This is a genomic window from Sphingomonas cremea (assembly GCF_021502585.1).
GTDB classification, from domain to species: domain Bacteria; phylum Pseudomonadota; class Alphaproteobacteria; order Sphingomonadales; family Sphingomonadaceae; genus Sphingomicrobium; species Sphingomicrobium cremea.
Map to the genome: position 1 here is coordinate 820,136 of NZ_JAKFGM010000001.1, position 16,602 is coordinate 836,737.

15 protein-coding genes and 1 tRNA gene are annotated in these 16,602 nt (G+C 62.7%); 4 read left to right on the top strand and 12 right to left on the bottom strand.

The features are described from left to right. Positions 1-76: 76 nt before the first annotated feature. The 3 genes from LVY65_RS04235 to LVY65_RS04245 form a co-directional block, all read right to left on the bottom strand. Complete coding sequence (locus LVY65_RS04235; RefSeq protein WP_235066748.1) at positions 77-1,015, bottom strand: glycosyltransferase; 939 nt, start codon at positions 1,013-1,015, stop codon at positions 77-79. A gap of 105 nt (positions 1,016-1,120) precedes the next feature. Then, complete coding sequence (gene tig / locus LVY65_RS04240) at positions 1,121-2,668, bottom strand: trigger factor (RefSeq protein WP_235067166.1); 1,548 nt, start codon at positions 2,666-2,668, stop codon at positions 1,121-1,123. A 92-nt stretch (positions 2,669-2,760) separates the two neighbouring features. Further along, a tRNA-Leu gene (locus LVY65_RS04245) sits at positions 2,761-2,845 on the bottom strand. Positions 2,846-2,959: 114 nt separating this feature from the next. On the opposite strand from LVY65_RS04245, the gene LVY65_RS04250 reads away from it, so the two are divergent. Further along, complete coding sequence (locus LVY65_RS04250) at positions 2,960-3,130, top strand: hypothetical protein (protein ID WP_235066749.1); 171 nt, start codon at positions 2,960-2,962, stop codon at positions 3,128-3,130. Between the two features lie 108 nt (positions 3,131-3,238). Here LVY65_RS04250 and LVY65_RS04255 read toward each other — a convergent pair whose 3' ends face one another. The 8 genes from LVY65_RS04255 to LVY65_RS04290 all read right to left on the bottom strand — a co-directional run bounded on the left by LVY65_RS04255 (position 3,239) and on the right by LVY65_RS04290 (position 12,661). After that, positions 3,239-3,862, bottom strand: a complete 624-nt coding sequence (locus tag LVY65_RS04255) for a hypothetical protein (protein WP_235066750.1) — start codon at positions 3,860-3,862, stop codon at positions 3,239-3,241. Between the two features lie 11 nt (positions 3,863-3,873). After that, positions 3,874-5,094: a M48 family metallopeptidase gene (locus LVY65_RS04260; RefSeq protein WP_235066751.1), complete on the bottom strand. Its 1,221-nt coding sequence runs from the start codon at positions 5,092-5,094 to the stop codon at positions 3,874-3,876. Further along, entirely contained in the window at positions 5,091-5,864 is a 774-nt protein-coding gene (locus LVY65_RS04265) for a hypothetical protein (RefSeq protein WP_235066752.1), read from the bottom strand. The genes LVY65_RS04260 and LVY65_RS04265 overlap by 4 nt, the downstream gene beginning before the upstream one ends. A gap of 81 nt (positions 5,865-5,945) precedes the next feature. After that, the gene (locus tag LVY65_RS04270; protein WP_235066753.1) at positions 5,946-7,550 is read right to left on the bottom strand and encodes an alkaline phosphatase family protein; all 1,605 of its coding nucleotides are present in this window, start codon (positions 7,548-7,550) and stop codon (positions 5,946-5,948) included. 148 nt (positions 7,551-7,698) lie between these two features. After that, entirely contained in the window at positions 7,699-9,168 is a 1,470-nt protein-coding gene (gene gatB, locus LVY65_RS04275; protein ID WP_268828569.1) for an Asp-tRNA(Asn)/Glu-tRNA(Gln) amidotransferase subunit GatB, read from the bottom strand. Next, positions 9,159-10,637, bottom strand: a complete 1,479-nt coding sequence (gatA, locus tag LVY65_RS04280) for an Asp-tRNA(Asn)/Glu-tRNA(Gln) amidotransferase subunit GatA (protein WP_235066755.1) — start codon at positions 10,635-10,637, stop codon at positions 9,159-9,161. The genes gatB and gatA overlap by 10 nt, the downstream gene beginning before the upstream one ends. Continuing rightward, a complete protein-coding gene (gene gatC, locus LVY65_RS04285; RefSeq protein WP_235066756.1) occupies positions 10,637-10,924 on the bottom strand; it encodes an Asp-tRNA(Asn)/Glu-tRNA(Gln) amidotransferase subunit GatC in 288 nt (95 codons plus the stop codon). The genes gatA and gatC overlap by 1 nt, the downstream gene beginning before the upstream one ends. Before the next feature lie 39 nt (positions 10,925-10,963). Next, the gene (locus tag LVY65_RS04290) at positions 10,964-12,661 is read right to left on the bottom strand and encodes a DUF4153 domain-containing protein (RefSeq protein ID WP_235066757.1); all 1,698 of its coding nucleotides are present in this window, start codon (positions 12,659-12,661) and stop codon (positions 10,964-10,966) included. Between the two features lie 311 nt (positions 12,662-12,972). Here LVY65_RS04290 and LVY65_RS04295 point away from each other — a divergent pair, with 311 nt between their 5' ends. Genes LVY65_RS04295 through LVY65_RS04305 form a run of 3 tightly spaced genes read left to right on the top strand, consistent with a single transcriptional unit; the run spans position 12,973 to position 15,254 of the window. Continuing rightward, on the top strand, positions 12,973-13,866 hold the full coding sequence (locus LVY65_RS04295; RefSeq protein ID WP_235066758.1) for a DUF3089 domain-containing protein: 894 nt from the start codon (positions 12,973-12,975) through the stop codon (positions 13,864-13,866). Beyond that, positions 13,863-14,339, top strand: coding sequence for a Holliday junction resolvase RuvX (ruvX, locus tag LVY65_RS04300; RefSeq protein ID WP_235067167.1), 477 nt, complete (start codon positions 13,863-13,865; stop codon positions 14,337-14,339). Before LVY65_RS04295 ends, ruvX begins: the two co-directional genes overlap by 4 nt. Positions 14,340-14,351: 12 nt before the next feature. Continuing rightward, positions 14,352-15,254: an aspartate carbamoyltransferase catalytic subunit gene (locus tag LVY65_RS04305; protein ID WP_235066759.1), complete on the top strand. Its 903-nt coding sequence runs from the start codon at positions 14,352-14,354 to the stop codon at positions 15,252-15,254. Here LVY65_RS04305 and LVY65_RS04310 read toward each other — a convergent pair. Further along, positions 15,251-16,594: an SPOR domain-containing protein gene (locus LVY65_RS04310; RefSeq protein WP_235066760.1), complete on the bottom strand. Its 1,344-nt coding sequence runs from the start codon at positions 16,592-16,594 to the stop codon at positions 15,251-15,253. The genes LVY65_RS04305 and LVY65_RS04310 overlap by 4 nt on opposite strands. Between the last annotated feature and the right edge of the window lie 8 nt (positions 16,595-16,602).

The window sequence follows — 16,602 nt, forward strand, 5'->3', positions numbered from 1 at the left end:
AGTCTCTCGTTGAAACGGGAGAGTAACAAAGAAGATGGCCAGCGGAACAGCTACCGCAACCGAAAGGCCGCGACTGTTACTTTTCTGCCACAAAGGGCGCTGGGTGCGCGAGGTAGGCGAGCCGGCGCATCTCGCGACGGCCCCTCGTCACCGTGTCCAGGATCAATCCGGCAAAGAAGCTCAACACGGCGATCACGACCATTCCCGTAACAAGGATGGCGGTTGGAAGTCGTGGCACGAGCCCGGTCTCGAAATAGGTCAGCAACAACGGGATCGCGAGAATGATGGCAGCAAGGATCAGAAGTGCGCCGATGCCCCCATAAAATAATACCGGCCGTTCGATCCGATAAAGCGTGCCGATGGTTTTGAGGATGCGCCAGCCATCGCGATAGGTACTGAGCTTGGATGCGGAGCCTTCCGGCCGGGTGCCGTAAGCGGTCTCCAGCTCTCCCACCGGCATACGAAGCTCGAGCGCATGGACGCTGATCTCGGTTTCGATCTCAAAGCCTTCCGAAAGCACCGGGAAGCTTTTGACGAATCGACGGGAGAAGACACGGTAGCCCGAAAAAATGTCGGTGAAGCTGCGTCCGAACAGCCTTGAAAGCAGTCCCGTGAACAGCCGGTTGCCGATGACGTGCCCACCGCGATAGGCCTCGGCCGCCTCATGCTGGCGGGTGCCGACGACCATGTCGAGTTGCTCGTCGACCAGCATCCGCACCATCGCGGGCGCTGCCTTGGGATCGTAAGTCAGGTCGCCATCGGCCATGACATAAATGTCGGCATCGACGTCCGCGAACATCCGCCGGACGACGTGCCCCTTGCCTTGTTGCCGCTCAGTCCGGACTACCGCGCCGGAATCACGCGCCAGCTCAACCGTCCGGTCGCGGCTGTTATTGTCATAGACGTAGATGGTTGCCGCCGGCAGGGCCGCTCGAAAGCCGGCGACCGTTTCCGCGATCGCCGCTTCCTCATTGTAGCAGGGCAGGATGACTGCGATGCGCAATGAGTCCATCATCTTTCCCCAACCCCGTGCGGACCGAGCAAGGCCAAAGGCCCGGCCCTCTCTTCACCACAGTAAAGAGAAGGGCCGGCCTTCGACAAGCGCAAGCCGATCGGAATCTTAAGCCTTGGTCTTTTTCGCAGCCGGCTTCTTGGCGGGAGTTTTCTTCGGTTCCGCCTTCTCGGCCTTGGCCGGGGCGGATTCCTTCTTCACCGCGGGAGCCTTGGCTGCGGCCTTTGCCGGCACTTCCGCCTTCTTTGCACCCGGCTTCTTCGCTGCCTTCTTGGTCGGCTTCGCTTCGCCAAGATCATGGCCGCAACCGGGCCCATGGACATGGCCTTCCTCGCTCTCGAGATCGGCCTCGAGCACGTCGCGACTTACCGTCCGTTCGCTGATCTTCGCTTTGGAAAAGAGGAAATCGACGACCTTGTCCTCGTACAGAGGCGCGCGAAGCTGGGCGGCGGCCATCGCATTCTGCTGGACATAGCGGACAAAAGCCTCGCGGTCCTTTGGCTGATATTGAGCCGCGGCCTGGCCAATCAGGCGGTTCATCTCCTGCTGACTGACCTCAATGCCGTTGGCGGCACCGATTTCACTTAGAAGGAGGCCCAGACGCACGCGACGAACGGCGATGTTGCGATAATCGTCAGCATCCGCCTCGATTTCCTTGAGCGCGGCCTCGGGGTCCGCCTCATGGCTCGCTTCATGCCGAAGCTGGGCCATGATGTTGGCATATTCGGCCTCGACCATTGAGGGCGGCACCTCAAAATCATGATCGGCGGCCAGCTGGTCAAGCAGACGCCGCTTCATGTGCGTACGGGTAAGACCGTTCAGTTCCTGCTGCTGCTGGTCGCGCAACAGGCTTTTGAGTTGCTCAAGATCGTTGAGGCCGAGTTGCTTTGCAAATTCATCATCGAACTTGGTCTCGGCGGCGGTCTTCACAGCAGTAACCTTGACGTCGAACGTCGCCGGCTTGCCCTTCAGATTCTCGGCCTGATAGTCGGCTGGGAAAGTCACGTTGAGCTGCTTTTCGTCCCCTACCTTGAGGCCAACCATTTGGTCTTCGAAACCAGGAATCAGCTGGCCGGAGCCGAGCACGACTGCCATTCCTTCCCCGGTACCGCCCTCGAACGCGACGTCGTCGACCTTGCCAACGAAGTCGATCACAACCTGGTCGCCATTGGCGGCCTTGTGGCCCTTCTTGGCATCCTCATACCGCGTCTGCGACTGGGCGAGCTGCTTGAGCTGATCGTCGACGGCCTTTTCGTCAGCCTCAACGGTCAAGCGCTCTAGCTTAAGGCCCTCGATCTTGGGCGTGGGAACGTCGGGCAGGGTTTCAAGCCGAATATTGATCTCGGCGTCCTTGCCGGTTTCATAATCCTCGTCGAGCTCAACTTCCGGCTGCATCGCTGGACGAAGCTTCTTGTCATCCAGAAGCTGCTGAACGCTATCCTGCACCGCCGTGTTAAGCGCATCGCGCATCAGCGCTTCGCCATGCATCTTGCGGATGAGATTCGGCGGCACCTTGCCCGGGCGGAAGCCAGGCATGCGCACGGTCGGCGCAATGCGCTTGACCTCGCCGTCGACGCGGGCGTCGATATCCTTGGCGGGGATGATCAGCTTATAGGCCCGCTTCAGGCCTTCGTTCTCCGTCTCGACGGTCTTCATCACTTGCGCATTCCTAATTCGAATTAATCTGCTGCGTCCGGCGCCCGTGAAATCCGTGCGCGCCTGTCCCCCGGACAGGCTGTGCTCGAAATTGGTGCGGGCGAAGGGACTCGAACCCCCACATCTTGCGATACTGGTACCTAAAACCAGCGCGTCTACCAATTCCGCCACGCCCGCGCGGACGCCCTTAGGGTGCGCGGCCTATAGCAAGGATCGGCGCTGGGGCAAGAGCAACGGGACTTGCAACTTCACCATTACCACAGGGTTATATACTTGAAGGAGCAGCTTCACATGCAAGATGTGCCCAATCCCACGACCCCGCCGCCCGAGACGCCACCCCGGCCGGCCGAGCCCGTGCAACCCAGCCAACCCGCCCAGCCGACAGTGCCACCGGCCGAGGCACCGCAACCACCGCCCGACATCGACATTCCCGCACCGGGCAGCGGAACCCCGACAGGCTGAGATGGCCAGCCGCCCGCCAAGGCCCGGTGCGCCTCCTCCCGCTGATGAGCCGGGCCACATACCGCGCCTACCCGGGGAACCGGAACAGCCTCCCCCACCCGACCCGGTCTAGACCCGGCGCGCCGAGCTAACGATGGCCTCGAAATCAGGAAGCGAGGCTTCGAAATAATGGGACCGAGCCGCGTCGAGCAGGATAAGGTAAAGCCTGCCGTCGATTACCGCTCCGACCGCACGTCCGCGCCGGCGAACTTCGTCGCTGTCGAGATGCTCGAAGTCATACTGGAATCCATCCCCCCCCAGAAATGGCCGCGGGGCGAGTGAGGTCGTTCTGAAATCGACCGTCCCTCCGCGCACTCGAAAAAGGCTTTCGATCATCGCCGCGATTTCGGGTGGCGTCATGTTGGACCGAAACTTGGGCACTTGCCGATCGTCCCGGCTACGCTGCCGGACGAGCGCTTTGCCGTCCTTTAGCCCGGTAACGAAGCTGATCCCGTCAAGGTAAGGGCCATTCTGGGTCCAGTCCTCGACGTCCGCGATATCCTGGAAGAGCGTGGCCGAAATCCGGTTCCATTCGTGCGGCGGAGTAACGGCGATGCTATCGTCGCCGACGCGCACTTCCTGGACTCGAACCAGCGTGTAGCCGCCGTAGCCAAACCCGCCAGTGCCGCCGCTCGCGCAGGCATTCAATGTCAGGGCCGCAGCGACAAGAAGGATTGATCTTCCGATACGCATCACGGTCCTCCTCAGCCGATCATCATTTGACGGACGAGCGCGGCATCCGGGGCGTCGGGCGCCATCTGCAAATAACGCGCGAAGGCCGACCGTGCTTCGGCCCTGTGCCCTTGCTTCAGCAGCATAATGCCGTGCCAGCGCCAGGCATTGGGCGGCGCATCGGGATAGAGGACCGCCGCCGCATATCCCTGCGCCGCGCGCACGTCGTCACCCGAACGATTGCGCAGCCGCCAGATTTCCCCCTCCTGAAATCGCAACAGCCCATCCCAGCCATCCTTGGCCAGCGTGTCGATTACATATTGGCTGGCCCCCGGGTCGTTCAGCTTGACCTGGTCGTCCAGCAACGTCGGCCGGATCGTCGCCAACGCTTCCTGATAGCGGCTGTAATAGGCGTCATATGTCCTGCCTGGCTGTTTTACCTCGGCCGCCGAAATTTTGAGGTCTGCCATGCGGGCTTCGGGCGCGGGATGGGTTTCGAACAGCGAGAAGTTGCGATCGCGCTTCTTGCGCCGGTATTTTGCCGAAAGGTCGAGTTCACCAATCAACTGTTCCCAGGTCTCGCTCATAGCCATTGGGTCGTAGCCAGCATCGGCAAGCAACCGAACGCCCATTGCGTCCGCCTCGGCTTCCAGGGTCCGGTTATATTTGAGCAGCGAAAGAACGGTGCCAAGTTGGGCAAGCTGGACCAGGTCGCCGGCATATATGCCTGCCGCTCCTCCGGCGAGCCCAGCACCCATCATGAGGAAACTGAAGGCATCCGTCTTGCGGCGCATGTCGCGCCATTGCCGCAGCTGGTGCTTCCTCAGGAAATGGGCGCTTTCGTGCGCCACAACGCCCGCCAATTGCGCCTCGTTTCGCATCCGCAGCAGCAATCCGGAGAAAACTACTGCAAATCCGGTCGGAAACATGATGGCGTTGAATTCCGGAATGCGTGCCAGATAGATTCGCATATCCTTGGCCGCGGGACCGCCAACTTTGCCAATCAGGCTACTAAGATAAGCGGTTAGCCGAGGCTCTTTGATCAACAGGTTGGAGCCCGACACCTCCTCCTCAACCCGCTCCATCTGCTGCCACATGCCCTTTTCATCGGGCTCGGTCGCGCGATAGCCGGCGCCAATCAGCGGGCCCATGTCGTTGGGGAGGACGCGAGCGTGAGCAATGCCGGTTGCGAAGCTGGTTGCCAGTGCGCCAGCACCGCCAAGCAAGACCCGACGAGAAAGCGCCGGGCTCACTGGATTTTTGCCTGTCGTCGCTGGACATTGCGGCCGGGCTTCATGCGGTCGAGCAGTCGGTCGACCAACTGAGCCGCTCCCTCGTCGGTGCGAATATCGCCCATCTTGATGCCGGCGATCTGGCTTCGGGCACTGACGATATTGAACCAGACCACGTCACCGGTCCTGAGATCGGCCAGGCTGGCATATGCAAACTGCCCTCCACCACCGATGTTAGCGGCACAAAACCCGACGAAACAACCAGCAATGCCAAGAACCTGAAGCCCGACGCGACCGGATGATGCGAAGCTGTCTTCGGCATATAGGAACAAGGCAAAATCGTAGCCGGTGCGGCGGCCAAGCGCGACTGCGTCCTCTCCGAGCGTCCAATCAAGGCCCTTGCCACGCTTGGTTGGAAGATAGTCGCCGGAATATTTGTGAAGCGCGATTGAACTGCCGACCGCGTAGTGCAGCCGCTCCAATTCCGCGACCATCTCAGGATCGACGCCGGGTAGCGAGCTCCGCTTTTCCATGATGAAGACATCACCGCCCCGCGCCGCCTGCTGGGCGCGAAGCGCGGCGAGGAGCTTTGCCCGTGCCGACTCCGTCCAGTCAGCCCTGGGTTCGACTAGTCCGCCAGTGGTGACCGAGCCGACGCTGACGTCGGGGCGCATCACCAGCAACTTGTAATTCCCCTGGGGCGGTGAAAATTCGACGTCGGCATATTGCCGGGTCTGGACACAGCCAGACAGCGCAACGGACGCCAACAGCGCGATACCCAACCGGCGCATAGACCCTCCCGCCGAAGTCACACCCGATAGGAAGAGTTGCCGCCCTAGTTGAAAAAAGCAAGTCTTTCAAAATGCTTATGGTTAAGGACAAACTATCCCTTGGATGGCACGCAAGCATTCGCCGTCGATCGAACTGGCGTCGACCGGGAGCCCGATCGAAGCGGCCAGCGTTGGCATGATGTCGACAGTCTCGATCGCTTCGGCATGATCGACTGCCGCCATGTCGCGGCGCCAGAACAGGATTGGCACGCGCCGGTCATAGTCCCACGGACTGCCATGTGTCGCGACATAGCTTCGCGTGTCCGCAATCGGTGTGATGTCTCGCCTGAGCAGCACGATGAAATCGCCCGTGCGCTCAGGGTCAAAGCTGGCACGCGCGCGCTCGATCAGGCTCCACTTGTCTGGCGAAGCCGTTGGCGATGGGGTGGCCGTGAGCTGCTCTTTCGTGAACACCGCTTCGACCTGCGGGTGCGCACGGTAAGCGGCGACCGCGGCAGCCTTGGCCCGAGCCTGATCGGCGCTGGACAGGGCGCGATCGATATAGACGTCGCCGAAGCTGCCCTCACCATAGAGCACCGGCCCAGTCAGGCCGAGCTTGGCGCCAACGGCCTTGCCCACCGCCGCCGCGGTTAGCGCCGCATCGACCCGTGCCGCACCGGGAACCCCCTGCTCTCGCCGGCGCTCGGGAATGTCCTGGCCGCCATGGTCAGCGGTCAGCACGACCAGATAGTCGATGCCCTTGCTGTCGAGCAGGCGGAAGAAATCGCCAAGGTCGCGATCCAACGAGAAGAGCTGGAGGCACATTTCTGCGCCTTCGGTGCCGTAGCTATGGCCGACAAAGTCAGTGGCCGACAATCCGATCGAGATTACATCCGTGGACGATCCGCGGCCGAGTTGCATTTCTTCGATCAGAGAGGCAGCCAAGGCCAGCACGGCCCCGTCGAACTCCGGCGAGGAGCGGAAATTGCGGATATCCCCGGCCTTGCGGGCAAAGGCTGTGTTTCCGACCGGCGGACCTCCGCCCTCAATGGGGATGACCCGCGACTTGGCCTGGCAGAGCGAAGGCATCTCCAGCGCCGAGCGATCCTCGGCAATGGCATTGGCAACGGCGGTGCGCGCAGCGGCAACGGAGCGCGGCATGGCCGCATCCTTCAAGTCGGTGACGAAGGTCTTGCCATCCCAATACCAGCGTTGGTCGGCGACGTGGCCGCTCATCATCACGGCCGCCCGGTCCTTGCCGGCCACGGCAACGTTTCGCGCCCCAGGATGCGCCGGCTTCCACAAGTCACCGAGGGTAGGCACACGAAGATGGTACGGAGAGACAGTGTATAAGGTGGACGAGCTACCCGGGACCCGCTCGTCCTCGGCGCAAAAGACGCCCTTGTCGCTGCGGTCCTGCGAAAGGTCGAACCAGTAATTAGCGATGATCCCGGTTCGCGAGGGGCGCGATCCGGTCATGATGGTCGAATGGCCGGGGCAGGTCTCGGTCGCATTGTGGCTCTGATAGCCGTTGCGATACACCGTCCCGCGCGAAAGGCGCCCGATACCGCCCAACAATACCGGCCGATATTCGTCGAAGAGGTCGGCCGAAAACTGGTCGATGGACAAGGCTATGATCAACTTGGGTGGAGGCGCTGGCTGAGCGATAGCGCTAGTCGAGGCGAACACCGCAGCGGCTGCCAGCATCAAGTTGCGCAATTACCCTTCTCCCGTCATTGCGAGCGAAGCCAAGCAATCCAGCTTTGCCGACGCCCATCCTGGATTGCTTCGTCGCCGCATCGTGCTCGCCTGTCTAGTGGACAGGCTGTGCGCGATACCCCCTCGCAAAGACGACTTAGTTCAACTTCGCACGCAGCCGCTCGTTGACCATCTGCGGGTTGGCTTTGCCGGCCATCGCTTTCATCGTCTGGCCGACGAAGAAGCCGAACAGTGCTTCCTTGCCGGCCTTATACTGCTCGACCTTGTCGGCGTTGGCGGCGAGAATTTCATCTATCTTCGCATCAATTTCGCCCGTGTCGCTAGTCTGTTTGAGCCCGCGCTCGTCGACGATCTTGCCGGCATCGTCGCCGGTATCGAGCATGATTTCGAACACCTGCTTGGCAAGACTGCCGCTGAGCGTTCCATCGGCGACAAGGCCCAGCAACTCGGCCGCCTGCTGCGGCGAAACCGGGGCATCGACAATCGTCTTTCCGAGCCGGTTCAGGGCGCCGAAAAGCTCCGCGACGACCCAATTGGCCGCCTGCCGCGCCTCCGCGCCCGCATCGAGCAGCGCGTCGAACCAGCGAGCCGTCTCAACCTCGGCAGTCAGCACCGACGCATTGTAGGGCGTGATACCCAGCCCTTCGAACCGCTTGCGCTTGTCGTCGGGCAGTTCTGGCAGCGATGCCCGGCATTCCTCGATAAATGCTTCATCGAGCTCGAGCGGAAGCAAATCGGGATCGGGGAAGTAGCGGTAATCGTGCGCATCTTCCTTCGAACGGAGCGTCCGCGTTACATTCTTGTCGGGATCATAGAGGCGCGTTTCCTGTGCGACCTCCCCGCCTTCCTCGATCAGGTCAACCTGGCGGCGCGCTTCATGCTCAATCACCGCCATGACGAAGCGGACCGAATTGACGTTCTTTGTCTCGGTGCGGGTGCCAAGCTCGCCGCCGGGCCTCCGCACGCTGACATTAACGTCGGCGCGCATCGAGCCTTCTTCCATGTTGCCGTCACAGCTGCCGACATAGCGGAGAATTGCCCTGAGCTTGCGAAGATATGCCCCTGCTTCGGCGGGAGAACTCATGTCAGGACGACTGACAATCTCCATCAGCGCGACACCCGAGCGGTTGAGGTCGACGTAGCTCATGGTCGGGTGCTGGTCGTGCATCAGCTTGCCAGCGTCCTGCTCGACATGGATCCGCTCGATGCCGATCTGCTTGACGCTATTCTCGTCCTTCTCGTCGAGCAGGATTTCGACTTCGCCGGGTCCAACCAGCGGATGGTAGAGCTGCGAGATCTGATAGCCCTGCGGCAGGTCAGCGTAGAAATAATTCTTGCGGTCGAAGCGGCTCCAGCGGTTGATCACCGCGTCCAGCGCCATGCCGGTGCGCACCGCCTGGCGGATGCATTCGCAGTTGGGGACCGGGAGCATGCCGGGCATGGCCGCGTCGACCAGCGACACCTGCGTATTGGGCTCGGCCCCGAACGCGGTCGCCGCGCCGGAAAAGAGCTTCGCGTCGGATACGACCTGTGCGTGAACCTCTAGCCCGACAACGACCTCCCAGTCGCCGGTAGCGCCTTTAATGCGATAGTCGCTCACCACCATTTCTCCGGTCGTGCAGTGAAGCCGGCGCGTTCCTCGATGGCCAAACCGGCATTAAGAACGCCCTGCTCGTCGAGCTCGCGGCCGATCAGGTGGAGGCCGAGCGGCAGGCCCTGACTGTCGAGCCCGCCGGGCACCGACATGGCCGGCAGGCCGGCAAGGCTGGCCGGGACCGCGAACACGTCGTTCAGATACATGGCGATCGGGTCAGCGGTCTTCTCCTGAAGTCCGAACGCGGCCGAAGGCGCCGTCGGCGTCAGGATCAGGTCGCACCCGGCAAACGCCTGCGCGAAGTCCCGCTTGATCAGGGTGCGGACCTTTTGCGCCTTGGTGAAATAGGCATCGTAATAGCCCGCCGACAGTACATAGGTGCCGATCATCACACGGCGCTTGACCTCCGCGCCGAAGCCGGCGGAGCGGGTCGCGGCGTACATGTCGTCGAGGGTCTTCACCCCTGTTTCGCGCAGCCCATAACGGACCCCGTCATAACGGGCGAGGTTGGACGAGGCTTCGGCCGGGGCGATGATGTAGTAGGTGGGCAGCGCGTACTTCGTGTGCGGCAGGCTGATCTCGACCACTTCCGCGCCCGCGTCCTTCAGCCACTCAATACCCTGGTCCCAGATCGCATTGATCTCGGCGGGGACGCCGTCAATGCGATATTCCTTTGGAATGCCGACCTTTTTGCCGCGAAGGTCGCTGGAAAGCCCTGCTTCCCACTGCGGCACCGGCAGATTGAGCGAAGTCGCGTCGCGAGGATCGAACCCCGCCATTGCTTCCAGCATGATCGCGCAGTCGAGCACCGTTCGCGCCATCGGCCCGGCCTGGTCAAGCGACGACGCGAAGGAGACGATGCCCCAGCGCGAGCAGCGGCCATAGGTAGGCTTGATACCGCTGATGCCGGTGAAGGCCGCGGGCTGGCGGATCGAGCCGCCGGTGTCGGTCCCGGTCACGCCTGGAGCTAGTCCCGCCGCGACCGCCGCCGCCGATCCGCCCGAGGAGCCGCCCGGGGTCAAGGCGGCATTCCAGCCGTCGTTGCGACGCCAGGGCGAGATGACCGGACCGTAAGCGCTGGTCTCGTTCGACGAGCCCATTGCAAACTCGTCCATGTTGAGCTTGCCGAGCATCCCCGCGCCTGCCGCCTTCAGATTGGCGGAGACCCTGCTTTCATAGGTCGGCTTGAAGCCCTTGAGGATGTTCGAGCCCGCGGTTGAATCGGTGCCTTCGGTGGCAAACAGATCCTTGATGCCCAGCGGGATGCCGGAGAGCGGCTTCAATTCGCCCGCCGCCCTCGCCGCATCGGCTGCGTCGGCCGCCGCCAGAGCGAGCTCGGGCGTCTCGACCGTATAGGCATTGAGCGATCGCCCAGCGACCACGGCCGCGTTGAACGCCTCGGCAATCTCTCGCGCAGAATGATCGCCGGCGCGAAACCCCTCGCGCAGCTCGGCGATTGTCTTGGAAGTCAGCTCGCTCACTATTCGATCACCTTGGGCACGGCGAAGAAGCCGTGCTGCGCGTCGGGCGCATTCTTGAGGATGTCATCGCGGCAGTTGCCGTCGTCGACGACGTCATCGCGAAGGCGAAGATGGTTTTCGATAACCGCGGTCAGGGGTTCGACCCCGTCGGTGTCGACCTCCGCCAGCTGCTCGACCCAGTGCAGGATATTGTTGAATTCGGGGACCATTGCCTCGACCTCCGCATCGCTCATCGCGATACGGGCCAGCTTGGCGACATGGCGCACCTGTTCGGCGTTTACAGACATGGTGGCGCGGCTAGCAGGACGTCCCCGCGCCATCAACGCCTATTCGAACGGTTCTCCGACCGGCTTCCCATCCACGAAGAGCTGGCGGCGGCCAATTGGGCGAATCTCGATCTGCGCACGGGCAAGGTCCACGCCCTTCACCTGGGGCGGCACGGTAATCGCGGCGGTTTGCTCTTTACCCGTGGCCAATTCGTCCAGTTCGATGATCCGCGACTGCACGGCTTTGTCATAGCCCGTGGTGACCAGGAGCAGCCGGTTGGCGTCCAGCCTGACTAACGCGCATGGCTTGTCGTTGCAGCTGTCATAACCGGTGGTTACCGCCGACCGCAGCCCAGGGGTCATGGCAATATCCGGGGAAATGACGCGGAGATATTGGTCGAGACGCGCTTGTTTGGAGATGCTTTCGCTCTTTTCGGAAACGGCGTAGCGATTGTCGCTGGCGAGCGCGGCCTCGGCGAGTTGACGCTGAGCAGGCGGCCCCGACCTCTGAATTTCGGCCAGTCGTTTCCGGCCCGCCGGACCGAAATCGAACGCCATTGCCGCCCAGTCGAAATCCTCCGGCTTGACCTGGCCGCTTTCCAGCCTGGCGAGTTGCGAGCGAGCGCTGATCGCGCCGAAATCCAGAATTGGGAGTGCCAAGAACAAGGCGAGTCCGCATAATCCGATCGCCATCCCCGTCTGCAGCGGGCGCAAATGGTCGTCGAAATCCTTGCGACCCTTGAATACCGCCCACCATCCGGCGGCGCCGTAGGCAATTGCGATCGCCACAGCGATCACGCCCCACATCCGTTCGGGCGTCCAGCCATATTGGGCAATGCGCTGCCCCATCGAAAGGGCGGCGAAGATGGCGAGCGGCAGGACGCACAGCACCAGCACAAGCGCTGCGCGCTGAAACCAGATGTTCGAATCTCGCTCATAGCGGCCATCACCGATTACCGCGTTGGCCAGAAGGATGGCTCCTGCTCCCGACAGCAACAACATCGGTGTAGCCGGAATGCCCGATTCCCATAGTCCGCTGAGGCCGGTGAATGGTAGCGACAGGAGAAAGGCGGCCAGTGCCACGGCCAGGACCGGCGAGAGCACGGCCAGGACGATCATGACCAGTCGCTGGAGGATTGCCAGCAACGCATCGCGTTCGCGCAGCAAACCGACCGCGCCGCCGAAGGAAAATCCCGCCAGCATCCAGCTGAACCATTCCTCCTGAAGCAGGTCCTTGATCGCCTTGATCCCGATGACGTCGAACAGCGACGCGATCAGCCACATCATCAGGAAGGTGATGCCAGTGAAGACTAAGCTGGCAGCGCCGATCACGGCGTCTGTCCAGGCGTGGCGATGAAGGCGGGCATAGGGAAATCGCCACGCACCCTCGTCGCGGATTGTCTGGAACAGGGGCGCGGCAATCAGCACCGCCAATATCCCCGACCAGAAGGGAAATTCGAAGATGGTCGAATGATGATTATACTGGGCGGTGAACGAGCCAACCATCGAGATGACTACCCCCCACCCCAGGGCAAAGATGACCGCCCACCACCAACGACGCGGTTCGATCGTCAGGACCAGTGCGAGCACCGCCACGGCCGTGAAGGTCGTTGCCGCCTGCCGCCACAGTGAAATGGTCCCATTTACGTCATAGAGGTGAACGGTCAGCAGGTGGATGACCAGCCCGCCAAGGGCGCCGACCCCCGCCATGATCCAAGGGCGAATCGGCCAATCCTGGTCCTGTTTGTCGAAACGCATGGCGTGCCCCTTCCCGACTGCAAGCAGACGATGACGGGGCGGGGCCAAGCTGGCAAGCTTGCCGGGAACCCAGGCTTTTCCTAGGGCGCACGACCATGTGTGCGCGCCGCTTTCTTGCTCTAATCGTCATACTAACCTTGATTTTCGTCGGCGGGGCGTTCGCGCTTTATCAATTCGGCGACCAAGTGCTTGTTCGAATGGCGACCCCGAAGGGACATTTTCAGGCGCCGCCTAAAGCTTTGGCGCCGGATTATTCCGCCGATATTTCCTGGATTGCCAAACCGGGGCTCGCCGAAAATCCTTCAACGTGGGTGCCTGAAGGCGTCCTCCTGACCAGGCCAGCCCAGGTTGCCGCGACCTTTTATGTCCACCCAACCACCTATTTGGAACGCGATCGATGGAACGCGCCGATCGATGCTGACGGCGACCCGGCACGGCGCGCGAGCCTGTTTGTCGAGAGTCAGGCGAGCGCGTTCAACGGAGTCTCCAACGCCTGGGCCCCCAAATATCGCCAGGCTGCCTATGGCGCGTTCCTGTTGACGGACGAGGATGCGAGCAAGGCGCTCGATCTGGCGTATCGAGACGTGCTCGCTGCCTTCGACGCCTTTCTCCAAACGCAGCCTGCCGATCGCCCCATCATCCTCGCCGGACACAGCCAGGGTTCGCTTCATCTTTCGCGATTGCTGGCCGACCGAAAGGATGCGCTGAAAGGCCGACTCGTCGCGGCTTATCTGGTCGGCTGGCCTCTGTCGGTAAGCGCCGACTTGCCCGCCATGGGACTTTCCGCCTGTGCGCGCCCTGACGAGGTCGGCTGCGTCCTCAGCTGGCAGAGTTTCGCAGAACCAGCCAATCCGTCGCTGGTGACGAAGGCCTGGGTGGGAACAAGGGGCCTGAACGGCAAGGAGCGGCAGCGAGAGGACATGCTTTGCACCAACCCCCTGACCGGTTCAAAGGATGGTTCGGCGGACCGTTCGACAAACAAGGGGACACTCGTGCCCGACGGCAATTTCGCCAAGGCGAAGCTCGAACCAAGCCGGATCGGGGCGCGTTGCGACCGGGGTTTCCTCAAGATCGAGGGCGACATTCCCAACCTTGGCCCCTATGTCCTGCCCGGCAACAATTACCACGTCTATGATTATGCGCTTTTCTGGGGCTCTGTCCGCGCCGATGCGGAGCGCCGGTTGGCGGCATGGCAGACACGATGATCGCGACCGGCGCAGCAGAATTCGCGACGGCGCTGCCGCCGTCGGGCGGGCGCCTCGCGGGGCTCGATGTCGGGACCAAGACGATCGGTCTTGCAACCTGCGATACCGGCTGGAGCTTCGCCACGGCGGCGGACACCATCAAGCGGACCAAGTTCGGCGCGGATCTCGAAGCATTGCGGACGTTCATCGCCAAGCATGGCACCGTCGGACTTGTCGTCGGCCTCCCGCTCAACCTGGATGGCACGGACAGCCCGCGCACCCAGTCTGTCCGTGCCTTTGCCCGTAACCTCGCCCCGCTCGCCCTCCCCGTGCTCCTTTGGGACGAGCGTTGGTCGACGGTCGCGGTCGAGCGGACGATGATCGAGGCGGAAATGAGCCGGGCCAAGCGCGCTCAGAAGGTCGACGCCCATGCCGCCGCGCACATTTTGCAGGGCGCTATCGATGCGCTGGTCAATTTGCCCGGGGCGCGTTAGGGCGCGGTTTTAATGCACCTGCTTTCCATTGATGACCTCAGCGACGGTCAGATCGCCGCAATCCTCGACGAGGGCGAGCGCTGGTTCGCCTATAACCGCCAGCCGCGGCGCAACGACCATCGGCTGGACGGCCTCACCATCGTTAACGCCTTCTTCGAAAATTCGACGCGGACCTTGCTGTCGTTCGAAATCGCCGCCAACCGCCTCGGCGCCCAGGTGGTGACGATGCAGGTCGAGCATAGCTCGATCAAAAAAGGCGAGACGCTGGATGATACAGCGCGAACCTTGAACGCCATGCGGCCCGATGCGCTGGTTATTCGCCACGGAACGAGGGGTGCTCCCGCCGACGTTGCGGCAATCATGGACTGCCCGGTGATCAACGCCGGCGACGGCATCGGTGAGCACCCGACCCAGGCATTGCTCGACGCCGCGACTATTCGCCAGCATTTCGGGCGGGTCGAAGGACTGAAAATCGCGATCTGCGGGGATTTGAAGCACAGCAGGGTCGCCCGATCGAACGCCAAGCTGCTTGAACGGCTTGGAGCAAAGCTGCGCTTCGCCGGTCCGCCGTCGCTGCTTCCGGACCATCTCGGCGCGACCGGCATCGATGAAGCTGTCGACGGCGCCGACGTGGTGATGATGCTCAGAGTCCAGCGAGAGCGGATGGAGGAGGATCTGGGCGACGGGCCGGGCGAGTTCCTTACGCGCTACGGGCTTACGGAAGGGCGATTGGCAGCTGCTGCGCCGGACGCCGTGGTAATGCACCCCGGACCGATCAACCGCGGGGTCGAGATTGAGGGATCGCTGGCCGACCATCCCACCCGCTCGCTGATCGTGCGGCAGGTCGAGATGGGCGTGGCGGTACGAATGGCCTGCCTCGACCTATTGGCGGCCGAGCGGCTGCGTCAGGCTTAACGCGAAGCGAACTGAACTGGGGCGTCACCCGAAACGGATCGAACGAAGCAGCTTGCCCCGGCGCGCTTCAATGACGCGCATAGTTTGGCTGCCTCGCCGTTGCTGACAAAGCCCTTCACGGACAGTCGATAAACCGTGCCGCGCGGCCCAGCAAAGCGGGCGGTTACCGGCGTATAGCCTTTTAGCGAACCATGTTTGCCAGCAACTTTGCTCCACGCCACAGCAACGCGATCGCGCGAGGAATAGGCGCCAAGCTGGACAACGGCCCGGCTATTACCGGTACGAGGCTTCGGCGCCGCGGCCTTGCGAAGCAAGGGTGCCGAACCCGAAAGCCGGACGGCGGCCGGCGAAAATGCCGGACGAGCTTTGCGGATTGGCGAAGCGGAGGCTTCGATGGTCTCTGCGGGTCGTGGCGCTGGAACGGCGACGGGCTCGGCAGCGGCTACGACAGCCGGTTCGATCGCGGGGGTCGGCTCGGCAAAAGGCGTCGGCTCGGCTGCGGGAGGCAGATCGACAACCGCAACGGCGCTGAGCTCTGTGGCAGGCGCTGGCGCCGGCTCTGCGGCGGCCTGGCGAACGGCTTCACCCTGGTTGAGCGCAAGCCGCACTGGCTGGCCAGGGTCGCCGGCGACCGGCTGAATTCCGATGAGGGCCGCGACCTGATCCGATGCGCGGGCAGGCTTCGCCAACACCATCCATTGCTGAATGCGCGCATCGAGTTGATCCGCCGGAACATCCTGCGCCGCGACATTGCGGGCCTGTGTCCAGTCGCCGGCGAAGGCATAGGCCAGCGCAAGGTTCTGACGCGAACGCGAATCGGCCCCGACGGCGCGCGCCGCGGGCTCCAGGAGCGCAATCGCATTTTGAGGATCGCCGGCTAGCGCCAGCGCCAGGCCTGTGTCAGACGGGTCGAGCAGGCCCTGCCCCTGAGCCAACAACTGCTTGGCGTCCTCGTTCTTGCCCAGGCTAATCTGGACCAGCGCGAGCTTCAGGATGACCTGCGGCTGGTTGGCATAGATGGTGAGCGAGTCGCGATAGGCCGCTTCCGCCGAAGCGAAGCGACCCGCTGCCAGATAGCAATTGCCAAGCAAGGCGCGGAAGCCGGCGTCCTGTGGGCTCCCCTCGACAGCTTTTTCAGCGAGCGGGATGGCGGTGGCGATGTCATTCGACGCAAGCGCGAGCTGAGCCTTGGTAGCGAGACCTAGCTTGCCGGACTTGACCTCCCCCCCGAACATCGACGCGCTACGCGGCCCCGAAGTGCCCGGACCAGCGCAAGCCGTGACGATTGCAATCATCGAGGCGGCGGTTAGCGCGGTCCCCAGGCGATTCGGCTTGGTCATGACACTTC